Here is a 23,079-nt window from a genome sequence, read left to right on the forward strand (position 1 = left end):
GTCGAAGCTACCGGACCAGCAGCCAACCTTCGACGTGGCGGTAGAAGGTCGATCGCCGGGCGGGGCGCGCCGCGGCGACGCCGTCCCGGATCACCACGACGCCGGTGCTGCCCAGCTGCACGGCGCGACCGGCCATCCACCGGCGCCAGCGGGTGCGCAGCGAGGCCCGCAGGCCCGGCACGGCCAGGGTGGGCTCGATGTAGGCGCCGGTGACGTCGCCGTCGAAGAGCCGCGCGTCGTCGACGACGGCCTCGCCGTGCATGCGTTGTTGGCCGGCCGGCGGCAGCCAGCCGGCCCGCCCGACGATCACCGCGCCGGTCTCGTCGCGCACCAGGGTGACTCGCTGGGGTGTGCCGCGCCGCGCACGCCGCGCCGCCCGCCGTCCCGCTGGTAAGCGATAGATCCGCGTCGCCCGGGTGCGGCGGTCCGGCACGTAGGCCACTTCGACGTCGAGTCGCTCGGCGCGCAGCAGCCTGCTCAGCACGGCCGCCAGCTCGGCGTCGTCGCCGAGGACGACCAGCCGTCGGTAAGGCCCGATCGCGGCGTCGATGGCGGCCGGGCTCTCGACCCGATAGACGGGCAGGCCGTCCAGCGGACCAGGCAGTCGCCGCGCGCCGAACCACAACACCGCCACGCTGGCCGTGTCCGCGGCGATATTCATGAGCTCCTCGCGACCTGCTGGGTTATCGTTGGTCCCCGGCTGGACCACAATAAGCAGGCGAGACCAGGCGGGAGCATGTCATGCCGGCAATCGTCCTTATCGGCGCCCAATGGGGTGACGAGGGCAAAGGTAAGGCCACTGACCTGCTCGGTGGGCGTGTGCAGTGGGTGGTGCGTTATCAGGGCGGCAACAACGCCGGGCACACCGTCGTCTTGCCGACCGGGGAGAATTTCGCACTTCACCTGATCCCTTCGGGAGTGCTGACGCCCGGCGTCACCAACGTCATCGGCAACGGCGTGGTGATCGATCCCGGCGTGCTGCTCGACGAGCTGAAGGGCCTGGAAGTCCGCGGAGTCGACACCTCCAAGCTGCTGATCTCCGCGGACGCGCATCTGTTGTTGCCCTACCACGTGGCCATCGACAAGGTGACCGAGCGCTACATGGGCAACAAGAAGATCGGCACCACCGGCCGTGGCATCGGGCCCTGCTACCAGGACAAGATCGCCCGCCAGGGAATACGGGTTGCCGACGTGCTCGACCCGGAGCTGCTGACGCACAAGGTCGAGGGCGCCCTGGAACTCAAAAACCAGATCCTGGTCAAGATTTACAACCGCAAGGCGCTGGATCCGCACCAGGTGGTCGAGGCCCTGCTGGAACAGGCCGAAGGTTTCCGGCATCGCATCGCCGACACTCGGCTGCTGCTCAACACCGCACTGGAGTCCGGCGAGACCGTGCTGCTGGAGGGCTCGCAGGGCACGCTGCTCGACGTCGACCACGGCACGTATCCCTATGTGACGTCCTCGAATCCGACCGCGGGCGGGGCGGCCGTCGGGTCCGGCATCGGCCCGACCCGGATCACCACCGTGCTCGGAATCCTGAAGGCCTACACCACCCGGGTGGGCTCGGGCCCGTTCCCGACCGAATTGTTCGACGAGAGCGGCGAGTACCTGTCGAAGACCGGCGGCGAATTCGGTGTCACCACCGGGCGGCGGCGTCGCTGCGGCTGGTTCGATGCCGTGATCGCACGGTATGCCACCCGCGTCAACGGCATCACCGACTACTTCCTGACCAAGCTCGACGTGCTGTCCAGCCTGGAAACCGTGCCGGTGTGCGTCGGCTACCGGGTCGGCGGCGTGCAGACCAACGAGATGCCGATGACACAGAGTGATCTGCACCGGGCTGAACCGATTTACGAAGAGCTGCCCGGCTGGTGGGAGGACATCTCGGACGCGCGGGAGTTCGACGACTTGCCGGCCAAGGCGCGCGATTACGTGTTGCGTCTGGAAGAGCTTGCTGGAGCACATGTTTCATGCATCGGCGTGGGGCCGGGACGGGATCAGACCATCGTGCGCCGCGACGTCCTGGCGGCTCGCCGGTGACCGATCCTGATCCCAAAGAGCTCGACCCCGAATACGAACACCACGGCGGCTTCCCGGAATACGGCCCGGCCACCCCGGGCCCGGGATTCGGCCGGTTCGTGGCGGCCATGCGCCGGCTGCAGGACCTCGCCGTGTCGGCCGACCCCGCCGACGACGTCTGGGACGACGCGGCCGAGCGGGCCGCGTCGCTGGTGGAGCTGCTGGGGCCGTTTGAGGCCGATGAAGGCGTCGCGCCCGCGGGTCGCACGCCCGATCTGCCCGGCATGGGCAGCCTGCTGCTCCCGCCATGGGTGTTGACGCGGTATCAGCCCGACGGCGTCGAAATGACGGGCCATTTCACCCGCTTTCATGTCGGCGGTAATCACGCGGTGCACGGCGGTGTGCTGCCGCTGCTGTTTGACCACATGTTCGGGATGATCTCCCATGCCGCGAATCGGCCCATCAGCCGTACAGCCTTCCTGCATGTCGACTACCGCAAGGTCACCCCGATCGACGTTCCGTTGCTGGTGCGTGGACGGGTCACCAGCACCGAGGGCCGCAAAGCGTTCGTCTCCGCCGAATTGGTCGACCGCGACGACGTGGTTCTGGCCGAAGGCACCGGCCTTATGGTGCGGTTATTGCCCGGTCAGCCGTGATCGGCGCTCGGCCGCGCTCGCGACGCACCTATCCTTAGCTGGTGACTGACGGCGTGACCGAACGACAGCGCGAGACCTCTCACGGGGCCCGGGTGATGTTGCTGGGTTCCGGCGAGTTCAGCCGGGAGCTGGCGATTGCGCTGCGGCGCCTCGGCGCGAAGGTCGAGGAGCACTCCGACGCGACGGCCGGCGATTTGGCAGGGGCGATCGACCGGCTGCAACCCGACTTCGTGGTGACCGCCACCCGCGCGGTCTCCGTTGCCGCCCTCGAGGCGCTGGCCGCCCGATCCGAGAGCGACGGCGCCGTTGAACTGGTGCCCAATGCCCGCACCGTCCGGCTGACCAACGATCGGGAGGGCCTGCGCCGGCTGGCCGCCGACCAGCTGGGCCTGCCCACCGCGCCGTTCTGGTTCGTCGGATCGGTCGGCGAACTCAAGGCGGTGGCCGCACACGGCGGATATCCGCTGCTGGTGGAGTCGCTGGGTGGGACGGCCGGGCGTTCGGTGGTTTCCGGGCCCGACGACGTCGAGCCCGCGTGGCGGCGCGCGGTCGGGCAAGCCGAGCAGCAGCGAGTGTTGGCCGAAACGGAGGTCGAGGTCGAGTTTTACGTCACCCTGCTCGCAATCCGCAGCGAGGGCGCAGGCGGGCCGGTGATCGAGTTCTGCTCACCGATCGGGCATCGTCGCGCCGAGCCCGAGGTGCTGGAATCCTGGCAGCCCCAGAAAATGAGCCCGGCCGCACTCGACGCCGCCAAGTCGATCGCCGCCCGCATCCTCAAAGCGCTCGGCGGCCGCGGCGTTTTCGCCGTCGAATTGATGATCAATGGCGACGAGGTGCACTTCGCCGATGTCAGCGCCGTGCTGCCGCAGAGCGCCTGGGTAACCCTACGTAGCCAGCGGCTTTCGGCGGTCGAACTACAGGCCCGGGCAATTCTGGGTTTGCCGGTGGACGCCCTGATGATCTCACCGGCCGCCGCCCGCACGATTCACCCGGCGCCCACTGCCGAGGCGTTGACGGCGGCGTTGGCCGTCGGCGAAAGCGACCTTCGCGTGTTCGAGCCGGGGCCCGGCCCGCGCCGGGGAATCGCCCTGGCGACCGCACCCGACGTGGCTGCCGCACGGGACCGTGCCCGCGAGGTGGCCACCGCGGTGTCACGGGGCCGCCAGCTGTGAGGTTCGCAGGGGAGGAACTGAATGTGCGAGACTCACGCGGATGAGCTACGCAGGAGATATCACGCCGCTTGAGGCATGGAAGTTGCTGAGCGACAACCCCCAAGCTGTCCTGGTCGACGTGCGCACCGACGCCGAATGGCGATTCGTCGGGGTGCCCGATTTGTCGAGTCTTGGACGCAATGCGGTGTTCATCGAATGGAACACGTCGGACGGGCAGCACAACGCGAACTTTTTGGCTGAGTTGAAGGACCGGATCCCCACGGAGTCGGGCCCGGTGGTCTTTCTGTGTCGCTCGGGAAACCGCTCCATCGGTGCCGCCGAGATCGCGACCGACGCAGGCATCGCGCCGTCCTACAACATCCTGGACGGTTTCGAAGGGCAACTCGACGCACTCGGCCACCGGGGTGAAACCGGTTGGCGGGCAGTCGGATTGCCCTGGAAGCAGCAATGACCGATAAGCCGTCGGTCCGCACTCCGAAGGCACTCCCTGACGGCGTCAGCCAAGCCACCATTGGTGTGCGCGGCGGACTCTTGAGGTCCGAGTTCGAAGAGACTGCCGAGGGCATGTTCTTGACCTCCGGCTACGTCTACCCGTCGGCTGCCGAAGCCGAGCAGTCGTTCACCGGCGATCTGGACCGGTTCGTCTACTCGCGCTACGGCAATCCCACCGTGTCAATGTTCGAGGAACGACTGCGGCTGATCGAGGGCGCGCCGGCGGCGTTCGCCACTGCCAGCGGCATGGCCGCGGTCTTCACCTCGCTGGGCGCGCTGCTGGGCGCCGGCGATCGGTTGGTGGCGGCGCGCAGCCTGTTCGGCTCGTGCTTCGTGGTGTGCAACGAGATCCTGCCACGCTGGGGCGTCGAGACAGTGTTCGTCGACGGCGACGACCTCGCCCAGTGGGAGCAGGCGCTGTCGGTGCCCACGCAGGCCGTGTTCTTCGAGACGCCGTCGAATCCGATGCAATCGTTGGTGGATATTGCCGCGGTGACCGAGCTGTCTCATGCGGCGGGTGCAAAAGTGGTGCTGGACAATGTCTTTGCCACACCTCTGCTGCAGCAAGGCTTTCCGCTCGGCGTCGACGTGGTGGTCTACTCCGGCACTAAGCACATCGACGGCCAGGGCCGGGTGCTGGGCGGTGCCATCCTTGGCGACCAGGAGTACATCGACGGGCCGGTGCAGAAACTGATGCGGCACACCGGCCCAGCGATGAGCGCATTCAACGCCTGGGTGTTATTGAAAGGCCTTGAGACGATGGCGGTTCGGGTGGAGTACAGCAACTCCTCGGCGAGCCGGATCGCGGAGTTCCTGGAAGGCCACCCGGCGGTGAGTTGGGTGCGCTACCCGTGGCTGTCGTCGCACCCGCAGTACGACCTGGCCAAGCGTCAGATGTCCGGCGGCGGGACGGTGCTCACCTTCGAGCTCAACGCGCCGGCCGGTGCCGCGAAGGACCGGGCTTTCGAGGTGCTGGACAAGCTGCAGCTGATCGACATCTCGAACAACCTCGGCGACGCCAAATCGCTTGTCACACACCCGGCTACGACGACGCACCGGGCCATGGGGCCCGAGGGTCGCGCCGCGATCGGGCTTGGTGACGGCGTGGTGCGTATCTCGGTCGGCCTGGAAAACACCAACGATTTGCTCGCCGATATCGATCAAGCCCTGAGCTAGCCGGCTCTCTGCTCGGCCGCTTGCTTTTCGGTTTGGTCCGTCGCTTCTTGCGTCGTCGCTTCCATCCAGTTCTGTGCGACCACTCGGGCGTACATCATCTGGCTGGTGATGGCCATCTGGCCTCTTCCGTCGCCCAAGAAGGTGATGAACCATGCGATCACTGTGGTGAACCGGTTCTTGAATCCGACAAGGTAAAGGAGGTGCAACCCCAGCCAAGCCAGCCAGGCGATGAAGCCGCCGAACTCCAGCTTGCCGACCTGTGCGACGGCGCTAAATCGGGAGATCGTGGCCATGCTGCCCTTGTCGAAGTAGCTGAAGGGTTTGCGGGCTGCCGGATCATCGGTGCCCTTGACCATGTGCTTGATCAACGTCGCGGCGTAGTGCGCGCCTTGAATCGCGCCCTGTGCCATGCCGGGTACGCCGGGCACAGACATCAGGTCACCGACGACGAAGACGTTCGGGTGACCCTTGACGGTCAGGTCGGGTTCTACGACCACCCGTCCGGCACGGTCGACCTCGGTGCCGTCGGACTGGTCTGCGATGATCTTGCCCAGCGAGCTGGCCTGGACACCGGCAGCCCAGACCTTGCAGGCGCATTCGATGCGGCGCTTTGTGCCGTCCTTCTCCTTGATCGTCAGGCCCATGTAGTCCACGTCATCGACCATCGCGTCCAGCTGGACTTCGACGCCCATCTTTTCCAGCCGGTGTTGCGCCTTGAGTCCCAGCTTCTCGCCCATCGGGGGCAATACCGCGGGCGCGGCGTCAAGCAGGATCACCCGGCAATCGCGCGGCTCGATGGTCCGAAACGCGTCCTTCAGGGTGCGGTGGGCGAGTTCCTTGATCTGCCCCGCGACCTCTACGCCGGTGGGGCCCGCGCCGACGACGACAAACGTCAGGCGTCGTTGGCGCTCTACCGGATCGTCGGTGAATTCGGCGGCCTCGAACGCACCGAGGATTCGCCCGCGCAATTCCAGCGCATCGTCGATCGTTTTCATGCCGGGCGCGTAGGTCGCGAACTCGTCGTTACCGAAGTAGGACTGCTGGGCGCCGGAGGCCACGATCAGGCTGTCGAACGGGGTCACGGTCTCCATGCCCATCAACTTCGACGTCACCGTGTTGGCCTGCAGGTCGATACCGTCGACGTCACCCAGCAGCACCTGGACGTTCTTCTGTTTGCGCAGGATCAGTCGGGTGGCGGGCGCGATCTCGCCTTCGGACAAGATGCCGGTGGCCACCTGATACAGCAGTGGCTGGAACAGGTGAGTGGTCGTCTTCGAGATGAGAGTGACGCTGACATCGGCACGCTTGAGCGCTTTGGCCGCGTTCAGCCCCCCGAACCCGCTTCCGATGATGACGACGCGATGGCGCGACATGATTCTCCTTCAGGTCGTTAGATCCTTCTGGCCTCTACAGTCTTCGCAGCGCATACCCACCCTATGACTTTGCCTCGCCTGACGTCGCGCGTTCGCCGGGTCGGCCCCGGGCTCACCCAGGCAGCGGTCGCGGAACGTCGCCGCGACCGCTGCATGCGTTGACGTTCGGATTAGCGAGCGCCGCCGGTGCTGCCGCCGCCTCCGCCGCCTCCGCCGGTGCTGCCGCCGCCGCCGCCGGTGCTTCCACCGCCGGTGCTGCCGCCTCCGCCGCCGCCACCAATTCCGCCGCCACCGCCAGGGGCGCTGCCGCCTGGTCCGCCTGGTCCGCCGGGATGGTCAGGTCCACCGGGTCCACCGGGTACGCCTGGTCCGCCGGGGTGGTCAGGGTATCCAGGTCCGCCGGGGTGAGCGTGGTGGTATCCCGGCGGGTACGGCACAACGCCCGGGTCGGGTGTCACCAGGGTGTTCCAGTCGTCTCGGCAGTTGATCGGAGCCGGACCCCATCCGGGGTCCCAGGCATCCCCGGGACACCAATGCGGGGGTGGTCCCGGGTCAGCCCGAGCTGGGCTTGCAGAACCTAATCCAGCCAACCCGAAACCCGCGGCCACCATGGCTGTTGCTGCAACGCTTGCGAAGTTCTTCATACCAATAATCTTACTTAGGCTAACTGTGTACAAGATATGACAACTTTCGTTTTCAGTTGTCTACCAACATCTTTCGCGATCATTTTCTCGAAAAGGTTTCGTGTGACGGTCATTTCGTAGCGACGACCGATGTAGCCGGCATGACCCACGGGTCGTCGGGGTTACCCCGCTTACCCTGGCCCGCGCCGATTAACTGGCGGCAATCGGAGCGCGGTTGGCGACCGAAATTAGTTGCCGAGCTTGCCGTAACGTGCCCGCGTGAGGCGATCGGGCTGTGGGAGCGTGGCTCGCCCACGGGGGGTTTCGACCACGGAGAAATCCGTGTTATCGCCATTGATGAGGCTTGCGGCCTCCAACGAGCGGTAGTCTCAATTGAGCATGAAGCAATTCATCGTTCCAGGACTGGCTGCCACGCTGATCGCCGGCGCGCTGATCGCCTCCGCGCCCCCGGCCAATGCCGCTTGCCAGTTGGGCGGAGTTGCTATCAGCAAGTGCGATGGCCCCGTCCAGCCCGACGGCACCTGGCAGCGTTGCGTGGTTTTCCCGCCCACTGGCGGACGTGACGGTTCCCCCGTTTCCGTCACCAACACGGACTGTCAGACGCTGGGTCCCGACCAGCACCCGTGGGGCCTTGCCTTCAACGACCCACCGACGCACATCGACGACTAGCTGCTAACGGCTGCTGAGCCCGCTCATGGCCACACGGATGCGGTGCCCTTGTAGTTCCCGTTCAACGCCGTGCAGAAGTCCGAGTTGGTTCCGGCGAGCAACACGCTGAAGTCGCCCCCCTTGTTGTCGAATGTCTGTGGGGGATAAGCCCATCCGCTGTTGCACATTTGCGTGGGGCTGCCCATCGACGGCCTGCGCCAATTGGACATCTCGCAAGCCTTCATCGCGACGACGTCCGGGTAAGCGCTCTTGGCGATCACCAGCATGGCGCCTCCCCATTTACCGTCATTGCGGCGGTAGGCGCGCGCCCCGAATCCGGCGTTGTCCTTCTGGCACGCCAGCGCACGCTGCAGCGCCATGAAAGGTAAGGCGAGGTTGCGATCGCTGATACCAGCTGCGGCAGCGATGAATTGAGCCGCATCCGGTCCGTCGACTTCCTGGACATTGGGATCGTTGAGGCTCTTGAATTGCTGCGACATCTGCGACGCGGCGCCTCCGCCGCCGATGATGGGCCCGCCGTTGGTGGCCGTCATCGGTGGCAGCGTGCCGGTGGGATCGGCGACGGCGGTAGGCACGGCCAACGCGCCCAGTGCCAGCGTGCACGCAGCGATGATTCGAATCCGCATACTCAGATCTCCTTCGCTCATCTCCCCGGCGGCATCGGTGGGGCAGCGTTTGGAGCCACCACCGCACCGATCTTGCGGAACAGTATGTCGGCCTGGTTACTGTAGTTGCCCTGGTCGTCGAACGCCTCCGGAGCGTAGGTAACCGCGACGGCGATCGCGATCTTCTGGGCCGGCAGGTAGGCCTCGACACCTGCGCACCCGGAGAACAACGGATTCTGCAGCAGCCAATCGCCCGAGGTGATGATTCCCAGACCGTAGGTGTAGCCCTCGTTTTGGTCGAAGCAAGTCGGGCAGCCCGGTTGGGTGTGCGTCTTGCCGCGCAGCGCGGTCGACACCATCTTCTTGTACGAGTCCGCCGAGAGCAGCTTGCCCGAGCCGACCCCGACAGCGGTGGCTTCCATGTCGAAGATGTTGGTGGTCTGAATGGCGCCATGGGTGATGGTCCAGGACGGGTTCCAGTACGTGGACTCTTCGTAGAACGGTGTCCCGGCAGGGATTTTGAGAGCCTTACGCCGCTCGGAGCTGAAGGTGTGCAGGACGGGCCAGGGTATTTCGGGTGTATCGGAGTTCGTGGTGGACTTCAGGCCCAGCGGGCCCAGTACCTCGTTGCCCAGCAGCGTCGGCATGTCCTGACCGGTGGCCTTCTCCAGCGCCAGCCCCAGCAGCACGTAGTCGGTGTGCGCGTAATTCCAGTTCGTTCCCGGGTCGTAGAGCAGCGGGTGCCCGGAGATCTGGGTGAGAATATCTTGAGTTGTCGTCTGCTGGAACGGATTTGCGTATATCTGGTTGTCGAACTGATCATTTCCGATGACGTAGTCGGGGTAACCGGCCGTCATCTGTGCCAGCTGCCCCAGCGTCACGCGCCCGGCGTTGGGGAAGTCGGGCAGCCATTTCGACAACCGGTCGTCGAGGCTCAGCTTTTTTTCGTCGACCAGCTTGAGCAGCAGCGTCGACACGTAGGAGATCGCGACCGCGCCGTTGCGGAAATGCATATCGGTGGTGGCCGGCACTCCGGTCATCGAGTCGCCGATCGCCTGGGTGACGACTTCCTTGCCGTCCACCGTGACGCGAATGATCGCGGCCTTCAGGTGCGCCTGCGTCATGAAGTTCTGCACCACCCGCATCACGGCGTCGGCCCTTGACTTGTCGGCGGAGTTCGCTTGCGAGGCCGTCGGTGGCGACTGATGCCCGCAGCCAAGCATCACCGAAGCAATGACCAGACACGCGACCCAGCGCAACAACCGCATGCCTGAGTCTTGCAGCCAGGTGTGCTACCCGTCGACCAACGAGTGCAGGATGTGGCGGGTCTGCGGCCGGAGGTATCAGCCGTCCCGCCATCGGGTGCTGCTGTCAGCGGAAGGCGTCGTTACCGGTGAAAGCCTGGCCGAGCACCAGCTGATGCATCTCCGGGGTGCCTTCGTAGGTCAGCACCGACTCCAGGTTGACCATGTGCCGGATGACCGGGTATTCCAGCGATATCCCGTTGCCGCCCAATATGGTTCGAGCGGTCCGACAGATCTTGATCGCCTCGCGGGTGTTGTTGAGCTTGCCGAAGCTGACCTGTTCGGGGCGCAGCCCGACGGTGTCCTTGAGACGCCCGAGGTGCAGCGACAGCAGCTGCCCCTTGTGCAATTCGACGGCCATGTCGACGAGTTTCGCCTGGGTCAACTGGAATCCCGAGATCGGCCGGCCGAACTGAGTGCGCTGCGTCGCATACTCGAGCGCGGCCTGCCACGCCGTGCGTGCCGCTCCCATCGAACCCCAGGCGATGCCGTAGCGCGCCTCGGACAGGCACGACAACGGCCCACGCAGACCCTTGGCGTCGGGCAGCATCGCGTCGGCGGGTAGCCGCACGTCGTCGAGCACCAGCTCGCTGGTGATCGAGGCGCGCAGCGACAGCTTGTGGTGAATCGTGTTGGCGGTGAAGCCCGCGGTGCGGGTGGGCACGATGAATCCGCGAATCCCGTCGTCGGTGTTGGCCCACACGATCGCGACGTCGGCGACCGACCCGTTGGTGATCCACATTTTGCGGCCGTTGAGCACCCAGTCCGAGCCATCTTGTCGCGCATGGGTTTTCATCGTGGCGGGGTCGGACCCGGCGTCGGGTTCAGTGAGCCCGAAACAGCCGAGCAGTTCGCCGGCGGCCATGTCGGGAAGCCACTGCTGCTTTTGCTCCTCGGAGCCGAAGTTCCAGATCGCGAACATCGCCAGCGATCCCTGCACCGAGACCATCGACCGTACCCCGGAGTCGGCGGCTTCGAGTTCGGTACAGGCCAGTCCGTAGTGCACCGACGAGGCACCGCCGCATCCGTACCCGTCCAGATGCATGCCGAGCAGCCCGAGCTGGCCGAACTGCTTGCCGAGTTGGCGGACCGGCAGGTCGCCGACCTCGAACCATTCCGCGATGTACGGGTTGATGTGCTCGGCGCAGAACTTTCTGACGGTGTCGCGCACCGCGATCTCATCGCTGGACAGCAAGGTGTCCAGGCCCAGGGGGTCTTCTCGGTTGAACGCGGGAGGTTTGTGACTGCTCATGGACACCAGCCTGCCACCTTTGGGTAGTCTCGCTGCATGCAGCGGTTGGGGTGGCTCAGTGCCGACGTGGTGAGCGTCCTGGTGTTCTGCGCGATCGGACGGAGCAGCCACGCCGAAGGCATCACGATTGTCGGCTTCGCTACGACAGCCTGGCCGTTTCTCACCGGAACCATCGTCGGATGGTTACTCTCCCGAGCTTGGCAACGGCCCACCGCGGTGGTTCCCACCGGTCTGATCGTCTGGGTGTGCACGGTAGCGATCGGCATGTTGTTGCGTAAGGTCACCTCCGCAGCTGTGACACCGGGTTTCCTGCTGGCGGCGTCGGTGTTCACCGCGCTGTTCTTGCTTGGCTGGCGAGTCGCCGTCGGGCTGACCCTGCGGCGCCGCTCGAACGTCTGACCCGCCGATGGCGCGGACCGACGACGACACGTGGGGCCCGGACAGCGGCGTCGGCATGACCGCGACATTCGGGGCGGTCGCGAGGGCGCTGGCCACCAGCAGGGGGCTGATCAACGACCCGCTCGCCGAGCAGTTGGTGCGCGCCGCGGGGGTGCAGTACTTCGCCCGGATGCTGGACGACCAGCGGTATGCGGACGACGGCGGCGATAACGCCATCATCAGCGGGCTCATCACCTTGCTGGGGGTGCACACCCGGTTTCTGGACGAATTCCTGGCCGCCGCGGGTCGCGGGGGTATTCGCCAAGTGGTGATCCTGGCCTCCGGTCTGGATACCCGGCCGTATCGGATGTGGTGGCCGTCCGGTACGACGGTGTATGAGATCGATCAGCCGGACGTGATCGATTTCAAGACCGCCGTGTTGCGCCGGCTGGGCGCCGAGCTGACCGCGAACCGCCGTGCGGTCGGCGTCGATCTGCGGCGGGATTGGCTGACGGCTCTGCAGCGGGTGGGTTTCGATGCCGCCGAGCCCACGGTGTGGATCGCGGAGACGTTATTGATCGGGTTCTTGCCCCCCGACGAACAGAACCGGTTGCTGCACGACGTCTCGGCGGCCAGTGCGCCGGGCAGTCGCTTCGCCGGCGATCACCTGCCCACCCGGAGCCCATTTCAGCTCGAAGCTGCGCAGTCGTTCGTCGATACCTGGCGGCAATTCGGTCTCGACGTCGATCTGGCCGGACTGACGTACCCAGGCGAATACCGCGCTGTCCCGCGGTCTCTGGCGGATCACGGTTGGCAGGCCGTCGAAAGAAACGTTGCCGATTTGTTCACCGCGATTGGAATGGGCACCCGATGGCGGGGCACCCCCGATGACAACGCGATTACGCCCCGATATGTCACCGCAACGCGATCGGCCGGGCCCGGGGCGCGACGCGGCCGGAATGCATCCGCCTGATAGGCGTTAGAGGTGAGGTGATGTCCAAGACCGCGCTCCGGTTCGTGAAGGTCGCGTTGGACGACGCGTTGGCGCAGCCGTTGTTGGTGGAGCTGGCCGAGGAGTACGCGCAGCGCTACGACAGCGCAGCACCAACGGTGTTGGCGTGGCTCAAGGACAACCCCTCCGACGAGTTCGCGCCACCGGACGGGGGCATGTTGATCGGTCTACTGGACGGCCGCCCGGTTACCGGCGGCGGCTTTCGGCGCGTTGACGCCGGGACGGCCGAGCTCAAGAGAATCTGGACCGACAGCGCGCATCGCCGCCGCGGATACGCAATGGCACTGCTGGCCGAGCTGGAAGCCGAGATCGCGGCGCGTGGCTACCGCAAGGTTTATCTGATGACCGGCAACCGCCAGCCCGAGGCCGAGCAGCTGTATCAGGCCACCGGATACACCCGATTGGACGAGCCGCTGCCGTCTGAAGGCCCCGTTTTCCCGATCGCGTTCGAGAAGTGGCTCACATGACCGGGCAGCAACTGGGTCTGGGCGTCGCGCTGGACGGGTACGGCTGGGACCCCCAGGCGTGGCGGGCCACGCTGGCGTCCGATCCCCACACACCGTCGGCGCTCAGCGGAAGCTATTGGGCCGGGCTCGCGGCCACCGCCGAGCGCGGCCTGCTCGACTTCCTCACCATCGACGACAGCTTGATGCCGCAGCCCGGCCGCGGCGAGCGGATCGACCCGAGGCGGCTGGCCGGTCGCGGCGACGCCGCGCTGGTTGCCGCCCGTATCGCGCCGGTGACACGTCACATCGGTTTGATTCCAGTCTCGACGGTGACGCATACCGAGCCATTCCATATCTCCAAATCCATTGCCACGCTTGATTATGTCTCGCGCGGCCGGGCCGGCTGGCAGCCTCGCGTCAGCTCGACCACGCATGAAGCGGCTTTATTCGGCCGCCGCGACGGTTCGGTGGAGGGCCTCTTCGAGGAGGCCGTCGACTTCGTCGACGTGGTGCGCCGGCTCTGGGACAGCTGGGAGGACGACGCGATCATCCGCGACGTGACGACCGGCCGCTACGTCGACATCGACAAGCTGCATTACATCGACTTCACTGGAAAGTTCTTCTCGGTCAAGGGCCCGTCGATCACGCCCCGTCCGCCGCAGGGCCAACCGGTGGTGGCGGCGCTGGCCCACCTGGGACCGGTGTATGAATTCGCGTCTGCCAGTGCTGATCTGGTGTTCATAACACCCCACGACGAAGCTGCGGTTCGGCGTATTCTGGACGAGGTCCGCGCGGCGGGCGGTGCTGGGCTGAAGGTCTATGCCGACGTGCTGGTGTCGTTCGGCGGTGTGGGCGATCCCCGCTCCGATGCCCTTAACTTCACTGGGGGACCAACTGAATTGGTCGACCTGCTGCAAAAGTGGCGGCGCCTGGGCATCGACGGCGCACGGTTGCGACCGGCCATCAACGCCACCGATCTGCCGGTGATCGTCGACGAGGTGGTTCCGCTTTTGCAGCGGGCCGGGCATTTCCGCACCGGCTATCAAGATGGCGAAACGCTGCGCGCCCGGCTTGGATTGCCGTTGGTTCCCAACCGATACTCGGTGGTCACGCGATGACGCCGCTTTCGATCCTGGATCTGGCGCCGGTGAGTGCCGGCAGCGACCCGGCGACGGCGTTGCGCAACACCATCGACCTGGCCCAGCATGCCGAGCGGTGGGGCTATCGGCGGTACTGGATCGCCGAGCACCACTTCGTCGCTGTCGCCAGTGCCGCGCCGGCAGTGCTGATCGGGCAGATCGCGGCCGCTACCAACACGATTCGGGTGGGCGCCGCGGCGGTACAGCTGGGATACACCACCGCCATCGCGGTGGTCGAGAGTTTCGGCATGCTCGATGCGTTCTATCCCGGACGCATCGATCTCGGCGTCGGTCGGTCCGGGCAACGCCGCTCCGACGAGAGCAGACCGAAAAAGCCGAGAGAACCGCGGCCGGCGCGGGTGTGGCACGAGGTGGACGGCGTGGTGGTTCCGACGCCATTCGACCTGCGCGGGCTGCTCGACCTCGAACAGTTGCAGTCGACCATGGGAATTCTGCAGCAGCCGGAGGCGGTATCGCCGGACTTCGCCGAGCAGCTCGCAGACATTCTGGCGCTGCTCGATGGCACGTATCGCATCGGCAAGTTCGATCTGCATGCGGTTCCGGGCGAAGGAAGTGGGCTGCGGCCGTGGATCTTTGGTAGTACCAGGGGGCAAAGCGCGCGGGTTGCCGGTGCGTTGGGATTGCCGTTCGTGGCCAGTTATCACATCACGCCGGCGACCGCGCTGGAGGCGATCGAGGCCTACCGCGACACGTTCGTGCCATCGGCTGCGCTGGCGAAGCCGTATGTGGTGGTGTCCGCCGACATTGTGGTCGCAGACGATAGCGATACTGCACGGCGATTGGCCGCGGGCTACGGCCATTGGGTGTACTCGATCCGAACCGGCTTGGGTGCCATGCCCTATCCCGATCCAGATGACTTGCCGCCGCTGACCGAAGAGCAGCTGGCGGTGGTAAATGACCGGTTAGCAACACAATTCGTCGGAAATCCGGACGAGGTCGCGCAGCGATTGCGAGCCCTGCAGCGGGTCACCGGAGCCGACGAACTCGTCGTCACCTCGGTGACTCACCGCCACGAGGACCGGCTGCGGTCGCACGAGCTGATCGCGCAGAAGTGGGGGTTGAACGAGTGAGCACACGAGAGGGTAAGCACCGCAAGCCGATTCACATGGCCGCCCACTTCCCTGGTGTCAACAACACCACGGTGTGGACCGATCCCACCTCGGGCAGCCAGATCGAATTCGACTCGTTCGTCCACCTCGCTCGCACTGCCGAGCGGGGGCTGTTCGACTTCTTCTTCCTGGCCGAAGGGTTGCGACTGCGTGAGCACCGCGGCCGGATCTACGACCTCGACGTGGTGGGGCGACCGGATACCTTCACCGTGCTGGCGGCCCTGGCGGGCGTCACCGACCGGATCGGCCTGACCGGTACTATAAACACGACATTCAACGAACCATTCGAAGTGGCAAGGCAATTCGCCACCCTTGATCACCTGTCCGGCGGCCGCGCCGGCTGGAACATCGTCACCTCGTCGGACGCCTTCACCGGAGCCAACTTCCGGCGCGGCGGCTTCCTGAACCATGCCGACCGCTACCGGCGGGCCGAGGAGTTCCTCACCGTCGCACGCCGATTCTGGGACAGCTGGGCACCTGAAGCGGTGCTGGCCGATATCGAAAACGATACGTACATAGACCCTTCTGGGATTCACGCGGTCGAGCACGAGGGACCGGACTTCAACGTGCGGGGGTTCGCGACCCTGCCGGTGGGGCCGCAGGGTCATCCGATCCTGCTGCAGGCCGGCGACTCCGCCGACGGCCGCTCCTTCGGCGCGCGATATGCCGACGCATTGTTCACCCTGCATGGCTCCCTGGAGGATGGCCAGCGCTACTACGCCGACGTCAAGGGCCGGGCACACGAAGCCGGTCGAGACCCCAACCAGCTCAAGGTTTTTCCGGCTGCGACCTTCGTTCTCGGCGACACCGAGGGCGAGGCGCAGGACAAGGCGCGCCACATTCGCTATCAGCAGGTCAGCGGTGCCACAGCGATCGCGATGCTGGAGCAGGTGTGGGGTCGTGAGCTCTCCGACTACGACCCGGACGGCCCGCTACCCGAATTCGATCCGGTCGTGGACAGCGATATCACCCAGGGCCGGGTCCGTCACGTCGACCCGGTCGCGGTGGCGGGCGATTGGCGCGAACGTGCCAAGGCTGAGAAGTTGTCGATCCGTGAGCTGATCATCGCCGTCACCAGCCGGGAGCAGTTCATCGGCACAGCCAGCCGGATCGCCGACGAGATCGACGAATATATCCAGGCCGATGCCTGTGACGGGTTCATCCTGGTGCCGCATCTGACGCCGCACGGTCTCGACGAGTTCGTCGACCGGGTGGTGCCGTTACTGCAGGAGCGTGGCGCGTTCCGCTCCGAGTACACCGGCGAGACATTGCGAGATCATTTGGGGCTCAGTGAGTTCGCGGCGCATACATGATGACGGCCACGCCCAGCAGACAGATCAGCGCACCGGTGACATCCCACCGGTCTGGGCGAAAGCCGTCGAAACCCATGCCCCACAACAGCGAGCCAGCCACGAAGATACCGCCGTACGCGGCCAGGATGCGACCGAAATGGGCGTCGGGCTGCAAGGTGGCGACAAAGCCGTAGGCGCCCAATGCGATGATGCCCCAGCCCACCCACATCCAGCCGCGATGTTCACGCACTCCCTGCCACACCAACCAGGCGCCGCCGATCTCGAACAGCGCCGCCAAGATGAACAACGCGATCGACTTGGCAACTGTCACAATGCGCCTGCTTTTTCCAGTGCGGCATTTGTCGCTTCGCGGATCGGGCCGCGCCACAGCGGGCCGTGACCCGGTGCCAGGACTTCTGTCTCCAGCAGGGCCAGCGCGGACAGGGTTCGGATGCAGTTCTCCTGGCTGTAGCTGAAGATCGCCGGCAGCAATTGTGGCCCGTCGTGCCGAATCAGCGGGTGCCCGGTGATCAGCGCATCGCCGCTGGCCAGCACGCCGTCAACCAGGTACGAGCAGTGACCTCCAGTGTGGCCGGGGCTGAAAACGGGCCTCGGGTGGCCCGGCAGTGTCGCGGCGACTTCGGGCGTCAGCGGCGTGGTGGTCGGGATTCCATCGCGGATCAACCCGCCGCTGCGCACCACGTGGGCGGTCCACACCGCCCACCGGGGCCGCCAAATTCGCAACGCGAGATCGATGACCGAGACCTGTTCCAGGTACTCGCGCTTGGCGTGGCCGACCTCGTCGGCGTGGCAATAGACCGGCGTGCCGTGCTCGCTGGCGAACCAGATCGCCGAGCCCAGATGGTCGATGTGCGCGTGCGTCAGCAGGATGGCGCGCACGTCGCCGGCGCCGTAGCCGAGCTCCTTCAGCGAGGCCAGCACGGCCTCCCGGTCGCCGGGATAGCCGGCGTCGATCAGCATCACGCCGGTGTCGTCGGTGACCAGCGTCCAGTTGACCGCCTCACCCTGAGCGAGGTGCACGGTGTCGGTGACTTGAACAAGTGTTGGCGCTGCAGCCATGCCCAACACTGTAGGAGTAGAAAGAACGGGTGGCTGAACTGAAACTTGGATACAAAGCGTCTGCGGAACAATTTGCACCGCGCGAGCTGGTGGAACTGGCGGTTGCCGCCGAAGCGCACGGCATGGACAGCGCCACCGTCAGTGACCACTTCCAGCCGTGGCGACACAAGGGCGGACACGCTCCCTTCTCGCTGGCCTGGATGACTGCGGTTGGCGAGCGCACCGAGCGGCTGGTGCTGGGCACGTCGGTGCTCACCCCGACCTTCCGGTACAACCCCGCCGTCATCGCCCAAGCCTTCGCCACGATGGGCTGCCTGTACCCGAACCGCATCTTCCTGGGCGTTGGCACCGGCGAAGCCCTCAACGAGATCGCCACCGGCTACGAGGGCGAGTGGCCGGACTTCAAGGAGCGCTACGCGCGGCTGCGCGAGTCGGTGCGGCTGATGCGCGAACTGTGGCTCGGCGACCGCGTCGACTTCGAGGGCGAGTACTACAAGACCAAGGGCGCCTCGATCTACGACGTTCCCGAGGGCGGTATCCCGATCTACATCGCCGCGGGCGGACCGCAGGTGGCCAAGTACGCCGGGCGCGCGGGCGATGGGTTCATCTGCACGTCCGGCAAGGGCGAGGAGCTCTACAAGGACAAGCTGATCCCCGCGATGCGCGAGGGTGCCGAAGCGGCGGGCAAGAATCCGCAAGACGTCGACCGGATGATCGAGATCAAAATCTCCTACGACACCGACCCCGAATTGGCCCGCGAGAACACCCGGTTCTGGGCGCCGCTATCGCTGACCGCCGAGCAGAAGCACTCCATCGACGATCCGATCGAGATGGAGAAGGCTGCCGACGCACTGCCGATCGAGCAGATCACCAAGCGCTGGATCGTGGCGTCGGATCCCGACGAGGCCGTCGCCAAGGTCAAGGACTATGTCGACTGGGGCCTGAACCACCTGGTGTTCCACGCGCCCGGTCACGACCAGCGCCGGTTCCTGGAGCTGTTCGAAAAGGATCTGGCGCCCAGGCTGCGGCGACTTGGCTGATACCGCGCGGCCTGCGTCGGGGATCTACATCGCGGCGCCCGAGCCAGAGACCGGCAAGTCGACGATCGCGCTCGGGCTGCTCAACCGATTGACGGCGACGGTCGCCAAAGTCGGTGTGTTCCGGCCGATTACCCGGCTCGGAGAGGATCGCGACTACATCCTGGAGTTGCTGCTGACCCGCACCACCGCGGGCCAGTCCTACGAGCAGTGCGTGGGCGTCACCTACCAAGAAATCCATGCCGATACCGATGCCGCGATCGCCAGCATCGTCGACGCGTATCACGCGATGGCACAGGCATGCGACGCGGTAGTGATCGTTGGCAGCGACTACACCGATGTCACGGGTCCCGCCGAACTGTCAGTGAATGCGCGCATCGCGGTCAATCTCGGCGCGCCGGTGCTGCTGGCCGTGCGGGCCAAGGGCCGTACGGCCGATCAGGTCGTCGGGGTCGTCGAGGTGTGTCTGGCCGAGCTCGCCGCGCAGCGTGCCCACGCCGCGGCGGTGGTCGCCAACCGGTGTGACCCGGCCGAAGTGGGCGCCGTTGCCGAAGCGCTGCACATGTTCACGACACCCGGCTATGTGCTGCCCGACGAGCCGCTGCTGCTGGCACCGACGGTGGCCGAGTTGCAGGAGGCAGTGCACGGGACGCTGGTCAGCGGCGACGCCGAGCTGGTCGGACGCGAGGCGATGGGCGTGCTGGTGGCCGGGATGACCGCGGACCACGTGCTGGAGCGACTGCGCGACGGCATGGCGGTGATCACGCCTGGTGACCGCTCGGATGTGGTGCTGGCCGTCGCGAGTGCCCATGCGGCCGAAGGGTTTCCGTCGCTGTGCTGCCTGATCCTCAACGGCGGCTTCGACCTGCATCCGTCCATCTCGGCGCTGGTGTCCGGCCTGCGGCTGCGGCTGCCGATCATCGCCACCTCGCTGGGCACCTACGACACGGCCAGCGCGGTCGCCGCGGCCCGGGGCCGGGTCACCGCCAGCTCGCACCGCAAGATCGACACCGCCGTCGAGCTGGTGAACAGCCACATGGACGTCGCGGATCTGATTACACAGCTGGCTATTCCGATTCCAACCGTGACGACCCCGCAGATGTTCACCCACCGGCTCACGCAGCAGGCGCGGATGAATCGCAAGCACATCGTGCTTCCCGAAGGCAACGACGACCGGATCCTCAAGGCCGCCGGGCGGGTGTTGAAGCGCTGCATCGCCGACCTGACCGTTCTGGGTGACGAGGCTCAAATTCGTTTGCGCTCTGCGGAACTCGGCGTCGATCTAGACGACGCGACAATCATCGACCCGCGCGACGAAGAACTGTGCAGCCAGTTCGCTGCGCAGTACGCCGAACTGCGCAAGACGAAGGGCATCACCGTCGAGCAGGCGCACGAGACGATGCACGACGTCTCGTATTTCGGGACCATGCTGGTGCACAACGGCATGGTAGACGGCATGGTGTCCGGCGCCGCCCACACCACCGCCCACACGGTCCGCCCGGCGTTCGAGATCATCCGGACCGTCCCGGACGTCTCGACAGTGTCCAGCATTTTCTTGATGTGCCTGCCGGATCAGGTGCTGGCCTACGGTGACTGCGCGATCGTCCCGGATCCCACGCCCGAACAGCTGGCCGACATCGCGATCAGCTCGGCGCGCACCGCCGCGCAGTTCGGGATCGAGCCAAAAGTAGCGATGCTGTCCTATTCCACCGGCGACTCCGGAACCGGAGCCGACGTCGACAAGGTAAGGAAAGCAACGGAATTGGTGCGTGCCCGGGATCCGCAGCTATTGGTCGAGGGGCCGATCCAGTACGACGCCGCGATAGAACCCTCGGTGGCCGCCACCAAGCTGCGCGACTCGGCGGTGGCGGGTCACGCCACGGTGCTGATCTTTCCCGACCTCAACACCGGCAACAACACCTATAAGGCGGTGCAGCGCAGCGCGGGGGCAATCGCGATCGGCCCGGTGCTGCAGGGCTTACGCAAACCGGTGAACGATCTGTCGCGCGGCGCGCTGGTCGAAGACATCGTCAACACCATCGCGATCACCGCCATCCAGGCGCAGGGGGTCGAGCGTGGCTGAGGGCACTGTGCTCGTCATCAACTCCGGCTCGTCATCACTGAAATTTCAGCTGGTGAAACCCGATTCGGGTGACGCGCTGGCGGGTGGCGTCATCGGGGAGATCGGCGAGCCGTCGGGGCGGGCCGCCGACCATGAGGAGGCGTTGCGTCTCGCGTTCCAGCAGTTGGCCGAGGACGGCATAGACCTGACGTCGGGGGGGCTATTGGCGGTCGGACACCGAGTAGTACACGGGGGCGAGGCGTTTTACCGTCCGACGCTGCTCGACGACGAGCGGATTGCCGACCTCGAGAAGCTGTCAGCGCTTGCTCCGCTGCATAATCCGCCCGCGGTGCAAGGCATCAAGGTGGCACGAAAGCTGCTGCCGGACGTCGCGCATGTTGCCGTGTTCGATACGGCCTTCTTTCACAACCTGCCCGCGGCGGCCGCGACGTACGCGATGAATCGGGAGCTGGCGCAGCGATACCAGATACGCCGCTACGGATTTCACGGCACGTCGCACCGGTACGTCAGCGAGCAGGCTGCCGCATTCCTGGGCAAGTCGCTGGATAGCCTGAATCAAATAGTGCTGCACTTGGGCAATGGCGCTTCGGCCTCGGCGATCGGCGCCGGCCGGCCGGTCGACACGTCGATGGGTCTGACTCCGCTGGAGGGCCTAGTGATGGGCACTCGCAGCGGCGACATCGACCCCGGCGTCATCAGCTACCTGTGGCGCACCGCGAACATGGACGTGGACGCGATCGAGTCCATGCTCAACAACCAGTCGGGGGTCTGGGGTCTGGCCGGAGAGCGCGACTTCCGCAGGCTGCGCTCGATGATCGAATCTGGTGACAGCTCAGCACAATTGGCGTACGACGTGTTCATCCACCGGTTGCGCAAGTACATCGGTGCCTACCTGGCCGTGCTGAGGCACACCGACGTGATCAGCTTCACCGCCGGGGTGGGTGAAAATGATGCCGCGGTGCGCCGCGACGCGCTGGCGGGGCTGGAGCAGCTGGGTGTGGTTCTCGACGAAAGCCGTAACCTGGCTGGAGGCGAAGGCGCACAGCGGATTTCCGCCGATGATTCGACGATCACGGTGCTGGTGGTCCCGACCAATGAAGAACTCGCGATCGCCCGCGACTGCGCGTCGATTGTGCGCTGACGGCTTGGAATGCGCGCCTACGGCGCCCAGGACGCACACTCGGTGAGCTGTGGATAGATGAAATCGCGTCCGGCCTGAACGTGCGAGTGTTCGCTAATGCCGGACCTGGGAAAACCGTTCATTGGGAGCGAGGCGCTAGTGCGCGGCGCGTTGACCCGCCATCAACTACGCACGCACTACCGCGCGCTGCTTCCGAATGTCTACTTATCGCAGGACGCCGAGATATCGCTGGAACGGCGCATCATCGCGGCGTGGCTGTGGTCTAAACGCCGCGGAATCATCGCGGGAGCGGCCGCCGCGGCATTGCATGGTTCGCGGTGGATTCCCGACGGCGTCCCAGTAGAGCTGATACACGCTAATGCGCGCACACCCCCCGGTGTGCTGACGCGGCACGAGATGTTGCTGGACAACGAAATACAGCTCATCGACGGGCTCAACGTCACCACTCCGGAGCGAACCGCGTTCGATATCGGCCGGCGTGGGGCTGTGCACTCGGCGGTCGCACGACTTGACACGCTAGCTCGGGCAACGGGTGTCAAGGCCGACGACGTGTTGAGGATCGTCGCGTGCCACCCGCGTTCACCCGGGATTCGTCGCCTGGAGGCGGCGCTGGAACTGATGGACGGGGGTGCTCAGTCGCCGAGGGAGAGCTACCTGCGGCTGCTGCTCATCGATGCGGGCCTGCCTCGGCCGCAGACACAGCTACCCGTGCTCGGCCTGGACGGCATGCCGGTCGCCTACCTAGACCTGGGCTGGGAGGACCGCTTGGTCGCGGTCGAGTATGACGGTGACCAACATCGGACCGATCGACGGCAATACGTCAGAGACATTCGGCGTCTCGAGATGCTCGACCAGATGGGCTGGATCGTCGTCCGGGTTGTCGCGGAGGACCGGCCCGCTAATGTCCTGCGTCGGGTCCGTGCCGCGCTAGCCGCATCGACTGTGCGCCAGGGGTTTTAAGTGTGCGCTCAGGCCGCCG

Annotated in this window: 24 protein-coding genes; 16 read left to right on the forward strand and 8 right to left on the reverse strand. The window is 65.8% G+C overall.

What is annotated here, in order from left to right; translation table 11 throughout:
- Window positions 1-7: 7 nt before the first annotated feature.
- Window positions 8-661 (reverse strand): peptidase M50, encoded by a 654-nt coding sequence (locus DB708_RS24020; RefSeq protein WP_108925973.1) that lies wholly within the window; start codon window positions 659-661, stop codon window positions 8-10.
- Window positions 662-741: 80 nt separating this feature from the next.
- On the opposite strand from DB708_RS24020, the gene DB708_RS24025 reads away from it, so the two are divergent.
- The 5 genes from DB708_RS24025 to DB708_RS24045 all read left to right on the forward strand — a co-directional run bounded on the left by DB708_RS24025 (window position 742) and on the right by DB708_RS24045 (window position 5,515).
- Window positions 742-2,040, forward strand: a complete 1,299-nt coding sequence (locus DB708_RS24025) for an adenylosuccinate synthase (protein WP_108925974.1) — start codon at window positions 742-744, stop codon at window positions 2,038-2,040.
- Window positions 2,037-2,675 carry a PaaI family thioesterase gene (locus DB708_RS24030; RefSeq protein WP_235616925.1) on the forward strand — a complete coding sequence of 213 codons (639 nt, stop codon included), beginning with the start codon at window positions 2,037-2,039 and terminating at the stop codon, window positions 2,673-2,675. Before DB708_RS24025 ends, DB708_RS24030 begins: the two co-directional genes overlap by 4 nt.
- Window positions 2,676-2,770: 95 nt before the next feature.
- Entirely contained in the window at window positions 2,771-3,847 is a 1,077-nt protein-coding gene (locus DB708_RS24035) for an ATP-grasp domain-containing protein (RefSeq protein WP_108926272.1), read from the forward strand.
- Window positions 3,848-3,887: 40 nt separating this feature from the next.
- Window positions 3,888-4,298 carry a rhodanese-like domain-containing protein gene (locus tag DB708_RS24040; protein ID WP_108925976.1) on the forward strand — a complete coding sequence of 137 codons (411 nt, stop codon included), beginning with the start codon at window positions 3,888-3,890 and terminating at the stop codon, window positions 4,296-4,298.
- Window positions 4,295-5,515: an O-succinylhomoserine sulfhydrylase gene (locus DB708_RS24045; RefSeq protein WP_108925977.1), complete on the forward strand. Its 1,221-nt coding sequence runs from the start codon at window positions 4,295-4,297 to the stop codon at window positions 5,513-5,515. Before DB708_RS24040 ends, DB708_RS24045 begins: the two co-directional genes overlap by 4 nt.
- Here DB708_RS24045 and DB708_RS24050 read toward each other — a convergent pair.
- Together DB708_RS24050 and DB708_RS27345 are read right to left on the reverse strand one after the other, a co-directional pair.
- Complete coding sequence (locus tag DB708_RS24050; RefSeq protein WP_108925978.1) at window positions 5,512-6,888, reverse strand: NAD(P)/FAD-dependent oxidoreductase; 1,377 nt, start codon at window positions 6,886-6,888, stop codon at window positions 5,512-5,514. The two genes, DB708_RS24045 and DB708_RS24050, sit on opposite strands and share 4 nt — an antisense overlap.
- Before the next feature lie 112 nt (window positions 6,889-7,000).
- Window positions 7,001-7,243, reverse strand: a complete 243-nt coding sequence (locus DB708_RS27345; RefSeq protein ID WP_165839907.1) for a hypothetical protein — start codon at window positions 7,241-7,243, stop codon at window positions 7,001-7,003.
- Window positions 7,244-7,910: 667 nt separating this feature from the next.
- Between DB708_RS27345 and DB708_RS24065 the strand changes: the two genes are divergently transcribed.
- Window positions 7,911-8,201: a CDGP domain-containing protein gene (locus DB708_RS24065; protein WP_108925979.1), complete on the forward strand. Its 291-nt coding sequence runs from the start codon at window positions 7,911-7,913 to the stop codon at window positions 8,199-8,201.
- 23 nt (window positions 8,202-8,224) lie between these two features.
- Here DB708_RS24065 and DB708_RS24070 read toward each other — a convergent pair whose 3' ends face one another.
- The 3 genes from DB708_RS24070 to DB708_RS24080 form a co-directional block, all read right to left on the reverse strand.
- Window positions 8,225-8,827 (reverse strand): hypothetical protein, encoded by a 603-nt coding sequence (locus tag DB708_RS24070; protein WP_108925980.1) that lies wholly within the window; start codon window positions 8,825-8,827, stop codon window positions 8,225-8,227.
- A 17-nt stretch (window positions 8,828-8,844) separates the two neighbouring features.
- Window positions 8,845-10,074, reverse strand: a complete 1,230-nt coding sequence (locus tag DB708_RS24075; protein ID WP_108925981.1) for a serine hydrolase domain-containing protein — start codon at window positions 10,072-10,074, stop codon at window positions 8,845-8,847.
- A gap of 103 nt (window positions 10,075-10,177) precedes the next feature.
- Window positions 10,178-11,362, reverse strand: coding sequence for an acyl-CoA dehydrogenase (locus tag DB708_RS24080; protein WP_108925982.1), 1,185 nt, complete (start codon window positions 11,360-11,362; stop codon window positions 10,178-10,180).
- A 36-nt stretch (window positions 11,363-11,398) separates the two neighbouring features.
- Here DB708_RS24080 and DB708_RS24085 point away from each other — a divergent pair, with 36 nt between their 5' ends.
- From DB708_RS24085 to DB708_RS24110, 6 genes are read left to right on the forward strand one after another with little or no spacing between them, the layout of a single operon-like run.
- The gene (locus DB708_RS24085; protein WP_108925983.1) at window positions 11,399-11,761 is read left to right on the forward strand and encodes a DUF3054 domain-containing protein; all 363 of its coding nucleotides are present in this window, start codon (window positions 11,399-11,401) and stop codon (window positions 11,759-11,761) included.
- 7 nt (window positions 11,762-11,768) lie between these two features.
- Window positions 11,769-12,713: an SAM-dependent methyltransferase gene (locus DB708_RS24090; protein WP_108925984.1), complete on the forward strand. Its 945-nt coding sequence runs from the start codon at window positions 11,769-11,771 to the stop codon at window positions 12,711-12,713.
- A gap of 20 nt (window positions 12,714-12,733) precedes the next feature.
- The gene (locus DB708_RS24095; protein WP_108925985.1) at window positions 12,734-13,219 is read left to right on the forward strand and encodes a GNAT family N-acetyltransferase; all 486 of its coding nucleotides are present in this window, start codon (window positions 12,734-12,736) and stop codon (window positions 13,217-13,219) included.
- Window positions 13,216-14,316 carry an LLM class flavin-dependent oxidoreductase gene (locus DB708_RS24100; RefSeq protein WP_108925986.1) on the forward strand — a complete coding sequence of 367 codons (1,101 nt, stop codon included), beginning with the start codon at window positions 13,216-13,218 and terminating at the stop codon, window positions 14,314-14,316. Before DB708_RS24095 ends, DB708_RS24100 begins: the two co-directional genes overlap by 4 nt.
- Window positions 14,313-15,428 carry an LLM class flavin-dependent oxidoreductase gene (locus DB708_RS24105; RefSeq protein ID WP_108925987.1) on the forward strand — a complete coding sequence of 372 codons (1,116 nt, stop codon included), beginning with the start codon at window positions 14,313-14,315 and terminating at the stop codon, window positions 15,426-15,428. Before DB708_RS24100 ends, DB708_RS24105 begins: the two co-directional genes overlap by 4 nt.
- 35 nt (window positions 15,429-15,463) lie before the next feature.
- Entirely contained in the window at window positions 15,464-16,780 is a 1,317-nt protein-coding gene (locus DB708_RS24110; protein WP_409347632.1) for an NtaA/DmoA family FMN-dependent monooxygenase, read from the forward strand.
- Here the strand turns inward: DB708_RS24110 and DB708_RS24115 are convergent.
- Window positions 16,755-17,090, reverse strand: coding sequence for a YnfA family protein (locus DB708_RS24115; RefSeq protein ID WP_108925989.1), 336 nt, complete (start codon window positions 17,088-17,090; stop codon window positions 16,755-16,757). The genes DB708_RS24110 and DB708_RS24115 overlap by 26 nt on opposite strands.
- The gene (locus DB708_RS24120) at window positions 17,087-17,839 is read right to left on the reverse strand and encodes an MBL fold metallo-hydrolase (RefSeq protein WP_108925990.1); all 753 of its coding nucleotides are present in this window, start codon (window positions 17,837-17,839) and stop codon (window positions 17,087-17,089) included. Before DB708_RS24120 ends, DB708_RS24115 begins: the two co-directional genes overlap by 4 nt.
- Before the next feature lie 29 nt (window positions 17,840-17,868).
- Between DB708_RS24120 and fgd the strand changes: the two genes are divergently transcribed.
- The 4 genes from fgd to DB708_RS24140 all read left to right on the forward strand — a co-directional run bounded on the left by fgd (window position 17,869) and on the right by DB708_RS24140 (window position 23,060).
- On the forward strand, window positions 17,869-18,879 hold the full coding sequence (gene fgd, locus DB708_RS24125) for a glucose-6-phosphate dehydrogenase (coenzyme-F420) (protein ID WP_108925991.1): 1,011 nt from the start codon (window positions 17,869-17,871) through the stop codon (window positions 18,877-18,879).
- Entirely contained in the window at window positions 18,872-20,959 is a 2,088-nt protein-coding gene (gene pta / locus DB708_RS24130) for a phosphate acetyltransferase (protein WP_108925992.1), read from the forward strand. Before fgd ends, pta begins: the two co-directional genes overlap by 8 nt.
- Window positions 20,952-22,100: an acetate kinase gene (locus DB708_RS24135; RefSeq protein ID WP_108925993.1), complete on the forward strand. Its 1,149-nt coding sequence runs from the start codon at window positions 20,952-20,954 to the stop codon at window positions 22,098-22,100. Before pta ends, DB708_RS24135 begins: the two co-directional genes overlap by 8 nt.
- A 96-nt stretch (window positions 22,101-22,196) precedes the next feature.
- Window positions 22,197-23,060 carry an endonuclease domain-containing protein gene (locus tag DB708_RS24140; protein ID WP_108925994.1) on the forward strand — a complete coding sequence of 288 codons (864 nt, stop codon included), beginning with the start codon at window positions 22,197-22,199 and terminating at the stop codon, window positions 23,058-23,060.
- The last annotated feature ends 19 nt before the right edge of the window (window positions 23,061-23,079 follow it).

The sequence above is a fragment of the Mycobacterium montefiorense genome (assembly GCF_003112775.1).
GTDB lineage: Bacteria > Actinomycetota > Actinomycetes > Mycobacteriales > Mycobacteriaceae > Mycobacterium > Mycobacterium montefiorense.